Consider the following 16,383-nt stretch of genomic DNA (forward strand, 5'->3'; position numbering starts at 1 on the left):
CAAAGGTACTCTGGGCCGTCGAGGATCACCACGGGACTGGGGCGGGAACGAACATGATGGGTCCGGCGCACTCGCTCTCCGGCGCGGCCGCTTGGCTGGGGGTGGGGGCGGCCGTCGCGGCCGCCGGGCACCCGATGCCCTGGCCGGTCCTGCTGACCGGGTCCCTGATCTGCGCGGGCGCGGCCCTGGCCCCCGACCTCGACCACAAGTCCGCGACCATCTCGCGTGCCTTCGGGCCGCTCTCGCGCGGCCTGTGCGAAGTGGTCGACAAGCTCTCCTACGCCGTCTACAAGGCGACCCGGTCCGCCCGCGACGCCCGCCGTTCCGGGGGCCACCGCACCCTGACCCACACCTGGCTCTGGGCGGCGCTGATCGGGGCCGGTTCCTCCGTGCTCGCGGTGACCGCCGGTCGCTGGGGTGTCCTCGCCCTGCTCTTCGTGCACCTGGTCCTGGCGGTGGAGGGCCTGCTGTGGCGGGCCGCCAGGATGTCCAGTGACATCCTGGTCTGGTTGCTCGGCGCGACCAGCGCCTGGATCCTGGCCGGCGTCCTTGACCAGCCAGGCAACGGCTGGCTGTTCACCAGCCCAGGCCAGGAGTACCTCTGGCTGGGCCTGCCCGTCGTCCTCGGCGCCCTGGTCCACGACATCGGGGACGCCCTGACCGTCTCCGGCTGCCCGATCCTGTGGCCCATCCCGATAGCGGGCAAGCGCTGGTACCCCGTCGGCCCGCCGAAGGTGATGCGCTTCCGGGCCGGCAGCTGGGTCGAACTCAAGCTGCTCATGCCGGTGTTCATGCTGCTCGGCGGCATAGGCGGCGCGTCCGCCCTGGGATTGGTCTAGGGACGCGCCGAAAGGCCGGCGTCCGTCGGGGGGTCCTTCTTCGGCGCCTTGGGCCACAGCAGGCGGCCGACCTCCGCGGCCGTCACCGCCGTGACGATGGTCCGGATCCACCAGATGTCGGTCATCAGCGCTGTGACCTCTGACACGAGCACCGCGCAGAAGAGTGCCACGAGAATGGCGGCCGCGGCCACGAGGACGCGCTTGGCCACGGCAGTGGCCCGGTGATCTTTGACTCGCACAGGATGTCCGTTCCTTCCGGGAGCTTGCGGCCTGGGCGCCGCCTCCTGACCTCTCCACAGTGAAGGCGGAGAGCCTGCCGGCCCATCTCCGAAAGTCCGTGACTTGACACCGGCGCCCATGTACGGGCGTGAAGCCATGCGTGCCGGGCCTAGTCCCCTCGCCGCCGCCATGCTTGGCTGCGGCGCCGGGCCCTAGTTCCACCGCGGCACGCCGCAAGGGAACGACGATTTGGCGCCACGATGGCGCATTTATGGCGCGTTTATATCGCTGCGTGGATCCCTTTTGACACATCGCCCCTACCTAGGGCGACGCGATGCCCGTCAGGGTGTGACCCTGCTGAAGGGTGCACTCCGGAAAGCCTGGATGGCGCCGCCTTGGTGCCGGATCTGGCGCCATGGTCTTGCATTGGCGCCACTATGGCGTCATAGTGATGCCATGCGGTCGAGGCGGGCATGCCTCCCGGACCCGTTGCTGCGCGCATCGACAAGCGATGCGTGAACCCCACACCGCCGATCCGACAGGAGCCTGTTCGTCGTGGCCACATTCCTCTACAAGCTGGGCCGCTTCGCCTTCCGCCGACGCTGGCTGACCCTCCTGATATGGGTGCTGATCTTCGGCGGGGTGGGCGCCGCCGCCTCGTCCGCGCCACCACCCCCAGCCGACACCTTCACCATGCCGGGCACCGAATCGCAGAAGGCGTTCGACCTGCTCAAGGAGAAGTTCCCGGCCGCGAGCGCCGACGGGGCGACCGCCCGGGTGGTCGTCCGTGCGCCCAAGGGCGAGAAGATCTCCGGCGCGGATCGCAAGGCCGCGGTCTCCGCCCTGGTCGCCGAGATGACCAAGGCCCCCGGGGTCGTCGCGGTCACCGACCCGTACCAGGCGGGTGCCATCAGCAAGGACGGCACCACCGCCTACACCGTCGCCACCTACAAGACGGCCGCCACCGCGCTCACCGACAAGGAGCACGAGGGGCTCACCAAAGCCCTGGACAAGGCCCGTGACACCGGCCTGACCGTCGAGGCCGGCGGTGACGCCATCGAGATCGAAGCGGCGATGGGCGGCGCCGAGGGCATCGGCATCCTCATCTCCGCCGTGGTCCTGCTGATCACCTTCGGTTCGATGATCGCCGCGGGCATGCCCCTGCTCACCGCCCTCATCGGCGTCGGCGTCGGCCTCAGCGGCATCCTCGCCCTCGCGAGCTCCTTCGGCCTGTCCGCCACCACGTCCACCCTGGCCATGATGATCGGGCTCGCCGTCGGCATCGACTACGCCCTGTTCGTCATCTCCCGCTACCGGTCCGAGGTCACCGAGGGCCGCACCCCGCAGGAAGCCGCCGGACGTGCCGTCGGCACCGCCGGATCGGCCGTGGTCTTCGCCGGGCTCACCGTCATCATCGCCCTGGCCGGCCTGGCCGTGGTGAACATCCCGATGCTCACCAAGATGGGCATGGCCGCGGCCGGAACGGTCGCCGTGGCCGTCCTGATCGCGATCACCCTCGTCCCGGCCCTGCTCGGCTTCGCCCCGGTCCGCACCCTGCGCCGCGTCGACCGCACGGCGGTCAACGGCAAGCAGCCCTCCGCCCGCCGACTGCGCAAGATGGCCAAGGAGGCCGTCCGCCAGAAGCCCAACATGGGCACCCGCTGGGCCCGGTACGTGCTCCGCCACCCGGTCTCGGTCCTGCTCGTCGGCGTCGTGGGCCTGGGCGCGATCGCGCTGCCCGCCGCCAGCCTGGAACTGGGCCTGCCGGGTGAGGGCACCATGGCGCCCGAGACCACCCAGCGCAAGGCGTACGACATGCTGTCGGAGTCCTTCGGTCCGGGCTTCAACGGGCCCCTCACCATCACCGTGGGCTCCAAGGACGCCGCGGCCGCGGCCGGTTCGGCCGCCCAGTCGCTGGTCAAGGTGAAGGGTGTCGAATCCGTCTCGCCGGCCACGGCGAACCCGGCCAACGACACCGCGATCCTGACCCTCGTCCCCTCCACCGGCCCCAACGACCACGACACCGAGGTGCTCGTCCGGTCCATCCGCGACAGCGTGGGCGGCATCGAGAGCGCCAGCGGTGCCGACGAGATCCTCGTGACCGGTCAGACCGCCGCGTTCATCGACTTCTCGAAGACCCTGGACGACGCGCTGGTCCCGTACCTGGCCCTGGTGGTCGGCCTGGCCTTCCTGCTCCTGGTCCTGGTCTTCCGGTCCATCCTGGTGCCGCTCAAGGCCGCCCTCGGCTTCCTGCTCTCCGTCAGCGCGGCCCTCGGCGCCGTCGTGGCGATCTTCCAGTGGGGCTGGCTGGCCGACGTGTTCGGCGTCAAGGCGACCGGACCGGTGATCAGCACGATGCCGATCTTCATGATCGGTGTGGTGTTCGGCCTCGCGATGGACTACGAGGTGTTCCTCGTCAGCCGCATGCGGGAGGCCTTCAGCCACGGTCAGGAGCCCCGTGAAGCGGTGGTCACCGGCTTCCGGTACGGCGGACGGGTGGTCAGCGCGGCCGCCGTCATCATGATCAGCGTGTTCTCCGGGTTCATCACCGAGAACAACGACCTGATCAAGATGATCGGTTTCGCCCTCGCGTCGGCCGTCCTCTTCGACGCCTTCGTCGTCCGGATGGCCATCGTGCCGGCCCTCCTCGCCCTCCTCGGCAAGTCCGCCTGGTGGCTGCCGAGGTGGCTGGACCGGCTGCTGCCCAACGTGGACGTGGAAGGCGCCAAGCTGGACCGGCACGCGCCGGAGAGCGCCGCGGACCGGTGGGGCCGCACGGGCCGCAAGACCGCGGAGCGGTACTACGCGAACCACCGCTGACGGCGGGACCGCGCGGAGGGGCCGGCCCGGCTGTGACAACAGCCGGGCCGGCCCCTCCCGTTCATGGAAAGTGCCCCCGGCCGCCATCTGTTCAGTCCCGGCCGGGACGGACATCATGTGCACCGACGAGCCGTCGGATTCGTCGGCTCGCGCCATGACCGGGGGGACCCATGGACAGCAGCCACACCAGACACAGCAGCCACACCAGCCGCAGCAGAGGCGGCAGACGCCGTGTGCTCGCAGCCGTCGGAGGGGCCCTGCTCGCCTCGCTCGCACTCGCCGCACCGGCCGGGGCGGCGACGGAAGGCCTCGCCTGTACGCCGGCCATCAGGGTGCTGGGCTCACTGCCCGGACCGGACCCGGCCGAACCCAGCCCGTGGATCGAGGACACCCAGGTCAACGGCATCGGCCGACTGGGACTGTCGGTCGGTGCCTCGCACGGCAAGCCCGCCTGGTGGAGCGGCACCACCGTGCACGCCGTGCCGCTGCCCGCCGGATACACCGGCGGCCGCGTCGACGCCGTCAACCGGTTCGGCCTGATGGTCGGCATGGTCATGGGGCCGACCGGGCCCCGCGCCTTCCGCTACTACCCCTGGCAGGCCGCCGTGACCCTGCTGCCCGGCGGCCAGTACGCGACCGCCGTCAACGACCACGGCCGCATCGTCGGCTACCGCCACGAGGGCAGCGACACCATCGGAGTCGAATGGCAGGGTGCCGCGGTCCGCCGCGTGCTCGCCGAGCCCGCCGGCTTCGACCTGCGGGCCGTCACCGGCATCAACAACGCCGGCCGGATCGTCGGTTACGGCTGGGGGACCGGCAGCGACCCCGACGGCTGGAGCACCGCCCCCGGGATCGTGTGGAGCGGCAGCATCGCAGCCCCGCCCGTGTACACCCAGCCGCTCGGCAGCGCCTACGAGATCTCCATGCCCGAGGCCATCGACGAGTCCGGCCGCCTCGTGGGCATCGTCGCCGGCAACCGCGACGAGACCAACATCCTGGCGACATGGGCCCCGCCGTACGCCGCCCGGACCGGCCCCGGCACCCTGGCGGGCCGCACCAGCGGCAGCTTCGAGGACATCAGCCCGACCAGCAAGGTGACCGTCGGCACCGCCTACGACTCGCCCTACGACTGGCCGCCGGAGCCCATGCCGCCGGTCCAGGCGCAGTACTGGCCCGGCAGCGGCCCGGTGCTCGCCCTGCCGCGGCTGGCGCCCACCGGCTTCTCGGCCGCCTTCGCCGTGACCGACCGGGACCAGGTCGGCGGCGTGGCCGTGGACGGTTCCGGCATCGAACGCCCCGTCATCTGGACCTGTGCCGGCAAGCAGGCCTACCACCCCGACCTGCCGCTGCGCACCGTGCAGCGGCGGCCCGGTGCGGGCATCAACCCGCACAGTCCCTCGGCCGGAGCCCCCGAAACCACCCGCCCGCACCGCTGACGGCGGGCCGGTCGGGCAGCCCGGCACGCCGGCGCCGGACCGGGGCCCGCACCAACACGACGGGGCCCGGCCTCCCCTCCGAGGGGAAGCCGGGCCCCGCCCCGCCCGGGGTCCGACCCCGTGCCACCCAGGGCCGGCCGCGCCCGTGCCGTGCGGGTCAGCCGTGCCAGGACCGCCACAGCGCCGCGTACGCGCCGCCCGCCGCGACCAGCTCGTCATGGCTGCCCAGCTCGCTGATCCGGCCGTCCTCCACCACCGCGATCACGTCCGCGTCGTGCGCCGTGTGCAGCCGGTGCGCGATCGCGATCACCGTACGCCCGTCCAGCACCCGGCCCAGCGAACGCTCCAGATGGCGCGCCGCCCGCGGGTCCAGCAGCGAGGTCGCCTCGTCCAGCACCAGCGTGTGCGGATCGGCCAGCACCAGCCGGGCCAGCGCGATCTGCTGCGCCTGCGCCGGGGTCAGCGCCGTACCGCCCGAACCCACCTCGGCGTCCAGGCCGAGCTCCAGCGCCCGGGCCCAGCCGTCCGCGTCCACCGCGCCGAGTGCCGCCCACAGCTCCGCGTCCCCGGCACCCGTACGGGCCAGCAGCAGGTTGTCCCGCAGCGTGCCCACGAACACGTGGTGCTCCTGGTTGACCTGCGCCACGTGCTCGCGCACCCGCTCCGCCGGCATCTCCGACAGCCGGGCCCCACCCAGCGTCACCTCGCCCGTCCGGGGCGCGTAGATCCCCGCCAGCAGCCGGCCCAGCGTGGACTTCCCCGCCCCGGACGGTCCGACCAGCGCCATCCGCGTGCCCGGCGGCACCGCCATCGACACCTCGTGCAGCACGTCCACCCCCTCGCGGTAGCCGAACCGCACCCCGTCGGCCCGGACGTCCCGGCCGGCCGGGGAGACCCCGGCATCACCGGCGTCCGGTTCGATGTCCCGCACCCCGACCAGCCGCGCCAGCGACACCTGGGCGATCTGCAGCTCGTCGTACCAGCGCAGGATGAGCCCGATGGGGTCGACCATCATCTGGGCCAGCAGCGCACCCGTGGTCAGCTGACCCACCGACAGCCAGCCCTGCAGCACGCACCAGCCGCCGATGAGCAGCACCGCGGCCAGGATGGTCACGAAGGTGACGTTGATGACCGGGAACAGCACCGACCGCAGGAACAGCGTGTACCGCTCCCAGGCCGTCCACTCCTTGATCCGCTGCTCGGACAGCGCGATCCGGCGTCGGCCCAGCCGGTGCGCCTCCACCGTGCGGCCCGCGTCCACCGTCTCGGTCAAGGCGGCCGCGACCGCCGCGTACCCGGCGGCCTCCGAACGGTACGCCGAGGGCGCCCGCCTGAAGTACCAGCGACAGCCCCACACCAGGACCGGCAGTGCCAGCAGCGCCGCCAGTGCCAGTGGCGGCGCGGTCACCGCGAGCGCGCCGAACAGGAGTCCTGCCCACACCACGCCGATGGCCAGCTGCGGCACGGCCTCCCGCATCGCGTTCGCCAGCCGGTCGACGTCGGTGGTGATCCGCGACAGCAGGTCACCGGTGCCGGCCCGCTCCAGCACACCCGGGGGCAGACCCACCGACCGGACCAGGAAGTCCTCCCGCAGGTCGGCCAGCATCTCCTCGCCGAGCATCGCCCCGCGCAGCCGCGTCATCCGTACGAACACCGTCTGCACGACCAGGGCCAGCGCGAACAGCAGCCCGACCCGCCCCAGGTGGAGCTCGCGCGATCCGGCCGCCAGATCGTCCACCACCTGCCCCAGCAGGTACGGGCCGGCCATGGAGGCCGCCACCGCGATCGCGTTGGCCAGCACCAGCAGGGTGAACGCCCGCCGGTGCCGGCGCAGCAGTCCGCCCACGTACGCGCGGACCGTGGCCGGTGTCCCCACCGGCAGGGTGGCCGCCGTCTCCGGGGCCGCCGGATCGTACTCCGGCGCTGCCACGCCGATCATGCCGACTCCTCGATTTCCCTCAGTTCCACGGCGATGCCCTCGCCGAGCCCGTTCCCGACCCCGTCGCGGAGCCCGTCCTCGAGGCGGGCGAGCTTCCGCGCCTCGTTCGCCTCGTTCGCCGCGTTTTCTTCGTCCGTCTCCCGCGTGACCACCGCCCGGTAGCGCGGCTCCGAGCGCAGCAGCTCCCGGTGCGTGCCGACCGCCGCCACGGTGCCGCCGTCGATCAGCACGACCCGGTCCGCGCGGTCCAGCAGCAGCGGGGACGAGGCCAGCACCACCGTGGTGCGCCCGGCCCGCAGCGCCGACACCCCCTCCGCGATCCGCGCCTCGGTGTGCGAGTCGACCGCGGAGGTCGGTTCGTCCAGCACCAGCACCTCCGGGTCGGTGACCAGCGAACGCGCCAGCGCCAGCCGCTGCCGCTGCCCGCCGGACAGGGACCGGCCGCGCTCGGTGAGCCGGGCCTCCATCGGGTCGGTGACCCCGTCCGGCGCGGACTGCAGCAGCGAGGCCAGGACGTCCCCGCACCGGGCCGCGGCCAGCGCCTCCGGGGGGTCCACCGCCCCCGAGGCCGGTACGTCGAACAGGGCACGCAGGGTCCCGGAGAGCAGCACCGGATCCTTGTCCTGCACGAGCACCAACGTGCGCGCGGTGTCCAGCTCCAGATCGTCCAGCGCGACCCCGCCCAGCAGGACCGACGGAGTGCCTTCCGGAGCCTCGGCGGGGTGCCCGCCGAGCCGCTCGGCCAGCCGGCCCGCCAGGTCCGGGTCGCCGCACACCACGGCGGTGAGCACACCCGCCGGCGCCAGCAGCCCGGTCTCCGGGTCGTACAGGTCTCCGCCCGGCGCGGGAGCCCGGACCGGTGCAGCGGCCCCGGTGGGTCCCGGAGAGCCCGCCCGGGACAGCGACAGCACCCGCGCGGCCCGTTTCGCCGACGGCCGCGAGAAGGAGTACGCCATCGCGATCTCCTCGAAGTGCCGCAGTGGATACAGCATCGTGGCCACCGCGCTGAACACCGCGACGAGTTCACCCACGGCGATCCGCCCGTCGCGCGCGAGCCCGGCGCCGTACCAGATCACCGTCACCATCAGCACGCCCGGCAGCAGCACCTGCACGGCCGAGATCAGCGCCCACATCCGGGCGCTGCGCACGGCGGCGCGGCGGACCTCCTGCGAGGCCTCGCGGTAGCGGCCGAGGAAGAGCTCCTCACCGCCGATGCCGCGCAGCACCCGCAGTCCGGCGACCGTGTCCGAGGCCAGCTCGGTGGCCTTGCCGGCCTTCTCGCGCTGGATGTCGGCGCGCTTGGTGGCCAGCGGGAGCAGCGGCAGGACGGCCAGGGCGAGCACGGGCACGCCGACCGCCACGACCACGCCCAGCGAGGGGGAGTACACCAGGAGCCCCGCGCAGATCAGCACCACCGAGAAGGCGGCCGCCAGGAACCGGGAGACCGCCTCCACGAACCAGCCGATCTTCTCGACGTCGCCGGTGGAAACGGCCACCACCTCACCGGCCGCGACCCGCCGGGTGAGCGCGGAGCCCAGCTCGGCGGTCTTCCGGGCGAGCAGCTGCTGCACCCGGGCCGCGGCGGTGATCCAGTTGGTGACGGCGGTCCGGTGGAGCATGGTGTCGCCGACCGCGATGGCGGCGCCGACCAGGAAGAGCAGTGCGCCGTCGAGCAGCAGCCGGGTGCCGTCGCGGTCGACGACCGCCTCGACGCCCAGGCCGACCGTGAACGGCAGTCCGGCGATGCCGGCGAAGTGGAGCAGGCCCCAGCACAGGCTCTTGGCCTGTCCGCCGAGTTGCCGACGCCCGAGCCAGAGCAGGAAGCGGGGGCCCGAACGGGTGTCCGGTACCCCTGGGTCCGGATGCGGAAGATCGCTGATCTGCATGACGCCCCATGCCTCGGTGGGTGGACCAAACCGTGCAAGGTTCCCCTTTTTCGCCCCCTCCGGGCAATCAATTTTCCGGTGCGGGCCCCGCGTTCCGGCCGGGAGCTCCCCGCCTACCGCTCCGCCAGCACCGGGTCGATCATCGAGCGCAGCAGGTCGTCGTCGATGTCGCCGAGCGCCCGGGCGGCGACCTTGCCGTCCCTGTCCAGGACGACGGTGGACGGTATGGACTTGATGGCGAGGGTGCCCGCGGGGAAGCGGAGCAGGAGATCGCCGTCGGGGTCGAACAGGCTCGGGTAGGCGATTTCGTAGTCCCGTTCGAACTCGGCGGCGTGCTGCTCCTTGTCGCTGGTGTTGATCCCCACGAACGCGACGGGCTCCCCGGCGGTCCTGAGCTCCTTCGACACCTCGGCGAAGTGCGGCGCCTCCTGGTTGCAGGGTCCGCACCAGGAGGCCCATACGTTCACCACGACGACCTTCCCCGTCAGGGCCGACGGGTCCAGGTCGGGGCCGTCGACGGTCTCGCCCTCCAGCGCGGGGGCGGTCGCACGGTCCGGCTTCGGGAACCGGGTGACCGTGCTGCTGTCCGCGCCGCCCCTGCGTTCCAGGACCCGACAGCCCGTGAGGGGGAGGGCGGCCACCAGGACGGCGAGGGTGAGGAGCGCGGTGGCGCCACGGGTCCGGCGGCGCGGCGGCCCGCTGGGGCGAAGGATCATGCGAGAGAGTTTCGCATGCGCGTTCGGTGCCCCCGCCGGATTTTCCCCGCGGGCCTACGGCCTGGTGGCGCGTTCCAGTTCCAGCAGGACGGAGTGGTAGCGGCGGCCGGTGGCGCGGTCCATGCCCACTTCGCACATCCGGTTGGCGCAGAGGTGGGCGTCGAACGCGCGGGAGGTGACCTCGGCGGCCTCGCGGGCGGTGGCGGCGTCCGCCAGTTCGGGATGGAGCATCCCGCGGTCGCCGGCGAAACCGCAGCAGCCCGCGTCCTGGGGCACCACGACCTCCTCCGCGCAGGCCTCGGCGACGGCCCGGAACCGCTCCTCGTCGCCGAGGTGGCGCATCGAACAGGTGGGGTGCAGCACCGCGGACCGGACCGTGCGGAGCACCTCCAGGTGCGGCAGCAGCTCGTCGGCGGCCCACACCACCGAGTCCAGGACGGTCAGTTCCGCGTGCAGGGCGCGGTTGTCCTCGGTCAGGAACGGCACCACCTCGTGGGCGAGGCCCAGGGCGCAGGACGAGGCGTCCACCACCAGCGGCAGCCGCCCACCGGCCGTCCAGCCCCAGGCCGCCTCCACGATCCGGTTGGCCATCAGCCGGTTCCCGGCCTCGTACCCCTTGGAGTGCCAGATCGTGGCGCAGCAGGTGCCCGTCACGTCGCCGGGGATCCACACGGGCTTTCCGGCCCGCGCCGACACCGCGACCACCGCCTCGGGGAGGGTGGGCCCGCCCGGCCCGTCGGGCGTGCCGAAGATGCGGTTGACGCAGGCCGGGTAGTACACGGCCGCCGCGCCGGAGCGGCTGGTGGCGGGCAGTTCGTGTGCCGGGGCGCCCGGGATCTGCGGCAGCCACTCCGGCACCAGGTCCGGCCGTACCGCCTTGCGGACGGCACCGGTGAGGGACCGCAGGGGCCGGTCGCCGATCCGGTGGGAGATCCGGTCGGCGGCGGCCACCGTGAACCGGGCCGCCCGCTCCACGGCCTTGAAGTGGTGTGCGGCCAGCTCGGCGGCGTGCTCCTCGCGGCCGCTGTGCCGGCGGTGCCGGAAGTCCCTCATCAGCGCGCCGGTGTCGATGCCGACCGGGCAGGCCAGTCTGCAGGTGGAGTCGCCGGCGCAGGTGTCCACGGCCTCGTACCCGTAGGCCGCCAGCAGTCCGTCCAGCACGGCCGAGCCCGGCGGCTGCCGCAGCATCTCGCGGCGCAGCAGGATCCGCTGCCGCGGCGTGGTGGTCAGGTCCTTGCTGGGACAGGTCGGTTCGCAGAACCCGCACTCGATGCAGGGGTCGCCGATCGCCTCGATCCGCGGAATGGTCTTGAGGCCGCGCAGGTGCGCCCGCGGGTCCCGGTCCAGCACGATCCGCGGGGCGAGCACCCCGCCGGGGTCGAGGATCTGCTTGGTGCGCCACATCAGTTCGGTGGCCTGCGGCCCCCATTCCAGTTCGAGGAACGGGGCGATGTTCCGGCCGGTGGCGTGCTCGGCCTTCAGCGCGCCGTCGAACCGTTCGACGGTGAGCCGGCAGAAGGCGCCCATGAAGGCCTCGTACCGGGCCACGTCGGCCGGTTTCGCCGCGTCGAAGGCGAGCAGGAAGTGCAGGTTGCCGTGGGCGGCATGGCCGGCGACGGCCGCGTCGAACCCGTGCTCCGCCTGCAGCTCCAGCAGGGCCGCACAGGCCTCCGCGAGCCGGGCCGGCGGCACCGCGAAGTCCTCGGTGATCAGCGTGGTGCCGGGGGGCCGGGCGCCGCCCACCGCGGGGATGAACGCCTTGCGGGCCTTCCAGTACCCGGCGATGGTCCCCGGGTCCGAGGTGAAGGTGTTGGTGACGGACGGGACCGGGGCGACCAGCTCCAGGCCGGCCAGCAGCGCGGTCGCGCGCCGCCAGCACTCCTCCCGCCCCGCCTCGTCGGGGGCCCGGAACTCCACGAGCAGCGCGGTGGTGTCGCGGGGCAGCCCGGCCCAGTCCGCCGGGACGCCGTCGACGGCCACCGAGGCGCGCAGGGTGTTGCCGTCCATCAGCTCGACGGCGAGGGCGCCGGCTTCGCCGAAGCGCGGTACGGCGGCCGCCGCGGCGGGCAGCGAAGGGAAGAAGAGCAGCGCGCTCACGGCGTACCGGTCCAGCGGCAGGGTGTCGAACACGGTCTCGGCGATGAAGCCGAAGGTGCCCTCGGAGCCGACCATCAGGCCGCGGAGGATCTCGACCGGGGTGTCCCCGTCGAGGTAGGCGTCCAGCCGGTAGCCGTTGGTGTTCTTGATGGAGTGTTTGGCGCGGATCCGGGCCACCAGCTCCGGCTCGGACTCGATCTCCGCCTTCACCGCCAGCAGGCCGTGGCACAGGGCCGGTTCGGCCCGCAGCAGCTCCTCGTCGGCGAGCGGGTCGGCGGTGTCCACCACGGTGCCCGAGGGCAGGACGAGGGTGAGGGAGGACAGGGTGCGGTAGGCGTTGCGGGTGGTGCCGGCGGTCATGCCGGAGGAGTTGTTGGCGACCACTCCGCCGAGGGTGCAGGCGATGGCGCTGGCCGGGTCGGGGCCGAGCACCCGGCCGTGCCGGGCCAGCGCGGCGTTGGCGCGGGCGACGGTGGTCCCGGGGCGGATCCGGGCCCGGCGGCCGTCCTCGAGCACCTCGATCCCGGCCCAGTGGCGGCGTACGTCGACCAGGATGTCCTCGCCCTGGGCCTGTCCGTTGAGGGAGGTCCCGGCCGAGCGGAACACCACCTCCCGCTGCCGGCCGTGGGCGTACGACAGCACGGCGGAGATGTCGTCGATGTCCTCGGCGACCACCACGACCTGGGGCACGAACCGGTAGGGGGAGGCGTCCGAGGCGTAGCGGACCAGGTCGGAGATCTTCCAGAGCACCTTGTCGGCGCCGAGCAGCTCGGTCAGTTCGGAGCGCAGCGGCTCGGGGGTGCCGCCCGCCCGGTGCGGGGGCACGCGGTCGGGTGCGGGGCCGCTGACGGTGCGCGGTCGGAGGGCTCCGGGCCCGGGCTCCAGCAGCGGCATGCGCGACTCCTCGCTCCCGTCAGCAGGGGCGCTCCGCGGGGACGTCCGCAAGAGCGTTCAGCAGGCCGCCGAGCACCTCGCGCTGTTCGGCGGTCAACGGAGCCAGGATCTCCTCCGCGGCGTCGGTTCGCGCGTTGCGCAGCCTGCGCAGCGTGGCGCGGCCGGTCTCGGTGAGCTCGATCCGGGTCACCCGGCGGTTGGCGGGATCGGGCACCCGGAGCACGCAGTCGGCCGTCTCCAGGCCGTCGACGAGCGTGGTCACCTGGCGCGGCACCACCTCCAGCCGGGCCGCGATGTCCGCCATCCGGGGCGGGGCGTCCGCCGGATAGTGGGCGACCACCCGCAGCAGCCGCCCCTGCGCGGGGGTGATGCCCACGGGCTCCAGATGGCGCTTCTGGATGCGGTGGAGGCGTCGGGTCAGACGGAGCAGCTGCTCGGCGAGCAGGCGGTCGGTGCCTGCGTCGGTGCCGGTGGCTGCGCCGGTGCCTGCGTCGCTGCCGGTGCCGACACCGGCGCCGGCACCGGTGTCGGGGGACGAGGTGCTCATACCGGGAACCCTATCAGGACCTTGTTCATTGTGAGTATAGGTAACAATGAGCTATGCTCCAATGGATCCGATGGGCACGAGTCCGCGCACGATCCGGCGGCCCCGTGTCCTCCCGACACCTCCCGAGGGAGCCCATGCACCCAGCAGAACCCACCTGGACGCCGTCCGAGCGTCCCCTCGACCCCAGCCGGCCCGCTCCGGAGGAGCAGTCGCGCGAGCTCCGCCGCATCGTGCGCCTGTTCCGCCCGTACCGCGGCCGACTCGCCCTGGTCGGCCTGCTCGTCTGCGCCTCCTCGCTGGTCGGCGTCGCCTCGCCGTTCCTGCTGAAGGAGATCCTGGACACCGCCATCCCGGAGGGCCGGACCGGGCTGCTCAGCCTGCTCGCCTTCGGCATGATCCTGATCGCCGTGATCACCAGCGTGTTCGGCGTCCTGCAGACGCTGATCTCCACCACGGTCGGCCAGCGGGTCATGCACGACCTCCGGACGGCCGTCTACGCACAGCTCCAGCGCATGCCGCTGGCCTTCTTCACCCGGACCCGCACCGGCGAGGTGCAGTCCCGGATCGCCAACGACATCGGAGGGATGCAGGCGACGGTCACCTCCACCGCGACCTCCCTGGTGTCGAACCTGACCTCGGTCGTCGCCACCGTCGTCGCCATGCTCGCCCTGGACTGGCGGCTCACCCTGGTCTCGCTGCTCCTGCTGCCGGTCTTCGTCTGGATCAGCCGCCGGGTCGGCCGCGAGCGCAAGAGGATCACCACCCAGCGCCAGCGGCAGATGGCCGCGATGGCCGCCACCGTCACCGAGTCCCTCTCGGTCAGCGGCATCCTGCTCGGCCGCACCATGGGCCGGGCCGACTCCCTCACCAGCGCCTTCGCCGAGGAGTCCGAGAAGCTCGTCGGGCTGGAGGTCCGGTCCAGCATGGCCGGGCGCTGGCGGATGTCCACCATCGGCATCGTCATGGCCGCCATGCCCGCGCTGATCTACTGGGCCGCCGGCCTCGCCCTGCAGTCGGGCGCGCCCTCGCTGTCCGTCGGCACCCTGGTCGCCTTCGTCACCCTCCAGCAGGGACTCTTCCGCCCGGCGGTCAGCCTGCTGTCGACCGGCGTCCAGATCCAGACCTCGCTCGCCCTCTTCGCCCGGATCTTCGAGTACCTCGACCTCCCCGTGGAGATCACCGAGCGGCCCGACCCCGTGCGGCTCGACCAGGCCAAGGGCGAGCTCCGCCTGGAGGAGGTCGACTTCTCCTACGACGGCGGTGACGCCGACCGGCGCACCCTCACCGGCATCGACATCACCGTCCCCGCCGGGACCTCCCTCGCCGTGGTCGGCCCGACCGGCTCCGGCAAGAGCACCCTCAGCTATCTGGTGCCCCGGCTCTACGACGTGACCGGCGGGCGGGTCACCCTCGACGGGGTCGACGTGCGGGACCTGGACTTCGACTCGCTGGCCCGGTCCATCGGCGTGGTCTCCCAGGAGACGTACCTCTTCCACGCCTCCGTCGCGGACAACCTGCGCTTCGCCAAGCCGGACGCCACCGACGAGGAGATCGCCGAGGCGGCCCGCGCGGCGCAGATCCACGACCACATCTCCTCCCTGCCGGACGGGTACGACACGCTCGTCGGCGAGCGCGGCTACCGCTTCTCCGGCGGCGAGAAGCAGCGCCTGGCCATCGCCCGGACGATCCTGCGCGACCCGCCGGTGCTGATCCTGGACGAGGCGACGAGCGCCCTGGACACCCGCACCGAGCACGCCGTGCAGCAGGCCATCGACGCCCTCTCGGCCGGGCGCACCACCATCACGATCGCGCACCGGCTGTCCACCGTCCGCGACGCGGACCAGATCGTGGTGCTGGACGCGGGGCGGATCGCCGAGCGGGGCACCCACGAGGAGCTGCTGGAAGCGGACGGCCGGTACGCCGCACTCGTGCGCCGGGACGCCCGGCTGGAAACCGCTCCGCAGTGACCGGGCGACCGTGATCCCGTGATCGTGTGACGATCGGACCGGATCGCGGCATGGGTGCCCGGATTCCGGCGGTCCACGGGTTAGCGTCCCGGTATGCGTCCTGAGCAGCGGCCGCCACGAGGCCCGACCACCCGCCTCGCCCGCCTCACCCGCCGCGGCCGACTGGCGATCTTCTTCGCCCTGGTGCTCGCGACCGCAGCAGCACTACTCCTCCCGAAGCTGCTGCCCGGAGAGGAGTCCGAGCAGCCGCGCCGTCTGCTGATCCCCGAGGGCTGGCGGGCCGCCCAGGTCTACGCCGCCGTCGACCGCGAACTCCGGCTGCCGCCCGGCAGCACCCGCAAGGAGGCCGGCAAGGCGGCACTGCCCCTGCCGGCGGAGGCCAAGGGGAACCCCGAGGGCTACCTCTTCCCGGCCACCTATCCGGTGACCTCGAAGACCACCCCGGCCGACCTGCTGCACTACATGGTGCGGACGGCCACCGAGAAGCTCGCCACCAAAGCCGTGGCGGACGGCAGCCGGGTGCACGGCATGACCCCGTACCAGACGGCGACCCTGGCCAGCGTCGTCCAGGCCGAGGCCGAGACCCCCGCCGACATGGGGAAGGTGGCCCGGGTGGTGCACAACCGGCTGGCCCGGTCGATGCCGCTGCAGATGGACTCCACCCTCAACTACGCGCTGAACCGCAGCACGGTGGACACCACCCTCGCCGACACCCGGATCGACAGTCCCTTCAACACCTACGAACGCCAGGGCCTGCCGCCCACCCCGATCGACAGCCCCGGGCTGCCCGCCATGGAGGCGGCAGTCGCGCCCACCCCCGGCAACTGGCTGTTCTTCGTCACCGTCAAACCGGGCGACACCCGCTTCTCGGCGACCTATGAGGAGCACCAGCGGCACGTGGCCGAGTTCAACCGGGTCCGCGCCGCCGCCCGGGCGGGCAACGGCCCCGCCTGACCGGGGCCGCCTGACCGGGGCCGCCTGACCGGGGCCGCCCGACCGGGTCCGCCTGACCGGCCCGGCCGC

Annotated in this window: 11 protein-coding genes; 5 read left to right on the forward strand and 6 right to left on the reverse strand. The window is 72.9% G+C overall.

Annotated features, from left to right (window positions below; all coding sequences use genetic code 11):
• Window positions 1-53: 53 nt before the first annotated feature.
• Window positions 54-839: a metal-dependent hydrolase gene (locus tag AC067U_RS28580; RefSeq protein ID WP_478832670.1), complete on the forward strand. Its 786-nt coding sequence runs from the start codon at window positions 54-56 to the stop codon at window positions 837-839.
• On the opposite strand, the gene AC067U_RS28585 is transcribed toward AC067U_RS28580, so the two are convergent.
• A complete protein-coding gene (locus AC067U_RS28585) occupies window positions 836-1,078 on the reverse strand; it encodes a hypothetical protein (protein WP_478832671.1) in 243 nt (80 codons plus the stop codon). The genes AC067U_RS28580 and AC067U_RS28585 overlap by 4 nt on opposite strands.
• A gap of 535 nt (window positions 1,079-1,613) precedes the next feature.
• Here AC067U_RS28585 and AC067U_RS28590 point away from each other — a divergent pair.
• Complete coding sequence (locus AC067U_RS28590; RefSeq protein WP_478832672.1) at window positions 1,614-3,878, forward strand: MMPL family transporter; 2,265 nt, start codon at window positions 1,614-1,616, stop codon at window positions 3,876-3,878.
• Window positions 3,879-4,111: 233 nt separating this feature from the next.
• The gene (locus tag AC067U_RS28595; RefSeq protein WP_478832673.1) at window positions 4,112-5,314 is read left to right on the forward strand and encodes a hypothetical protein; all 1,203 of its coding nucleotides are present in this window, start codon (window positions 4,112-4,114) and stop codon (window positions 5,312-5,314) included.
• Between the two features lie 157 nt (window positions 5,315-5,471).
• Here the strand turns inward: AC067U_RS28595 and AC067U_RS28600 are convergent, their stop codons facing one another.
• From AC067U_RS28600 to AC067U_RS28620, 5 genes are all read right to left on the reverse strand, one after another.
• A complete protein-coding gene (locus AC067U_RS28600) occupies window positions 5,472-7,253 on the reverse strand; it encodes an ABC transporter ATP-binding protein (RefSeq protein ID WP_478832674.1) in 1,782 nt (593 codons plus the stop codon).
• The gene (locus tag AC067U_RS28605; RefSeq protein WP_478832675.1) at window positions 7,250-9,139 is read right to left on the reverse strand and encodes an ABC transporter transmembrane domain-containing protein; all 1,890 of its coding nucleotides are present in this window, start codon (window positions 9,137-9,139) and stop codon (window positions 7,250-7,252) included. Before AC067U_RS28605 ends, AC067U_RS28600 begins: the two co-directional genes overlap by 4 nt.
• A gap of 113 nt (window positions 9,140-9,252) precedes the next feature.
• Entirely contained in the window at window positions 9,253-9,855 is a 603-nt protein-coding gene (locus AC067U_RS28610; RefSeq protein ID WP_478832676.1) for a TlpA family protein disulfide reductase, read from the reverse strand.
• 54 nt (window positions 9,856-9,909) lie between these two features.
• The gene (locus tag AC067U_RS28615; RefSeq protein ID WP_478832677.1) at window positions 9,910-12,846 is read right to left on the reverse strand and encodes an FAD-binding and (Fe-S)-binding domain-containing protein; all 2,937 of its coding nucleotides are present in this window, start codon (window positions 12,844-12,846) and stop codon (window positions 9,910-9,912) included.
• A 19-nt stretch (window positions 12,847-12,865) separates the two neighbouring features.
• On the reverse strand, window positions 12,866-13,393 hold the full coding sequence (locus AC067U_RS28620; RefSeq protein WP_478832678.1) for a MarR family winged helix-turn-helix transcriptional regulator: 528 nt from the start codon (window positions 13,391-13,393) through the stop codon (window positions 12,866-12,868).
• 134 nt (window positions 13,394-13,527) lie between these two features.
• Between AC067U_RS28620 and AC067U_RS28625 the strand changes: the two genes are divergently transcribed.
• Both AC067U_RS28625 and mltG read left to right on the forward strand, forming a co-directional pair.
• The gene (locus AC067U_RS28625) at window positions 13,528-15,360 is read left to right on the forward strand and encodes an ABC transporter ATP-binding protein (RefSeq protein WP_478832679.1); all 1,833 of its coding nucleotides are present in this window, start codon (window positions 13,528-13,530) and stop codon (window positions 15,358-15,360) included.
• Between the two features lie 93 nt (window positions 15,361-15,453).
• Window positions 15,454-16,314, forward strand: a complete 861-nt coding sequence (gene mltG, locus AC067U_RS28630; protein ID WP_478832680.1) for an endolytic transglycosylase MltG — start codon at window positions 15,454-15,456, stop codon at window positions 16,312-16,314.
• Window positions 16,315-16,383: the final 69 nt, after the last annotated feature.

The sequence above is a fragment of the Streptomyces sp. NPDC043853 genome, from assembly GCF_056436025.1.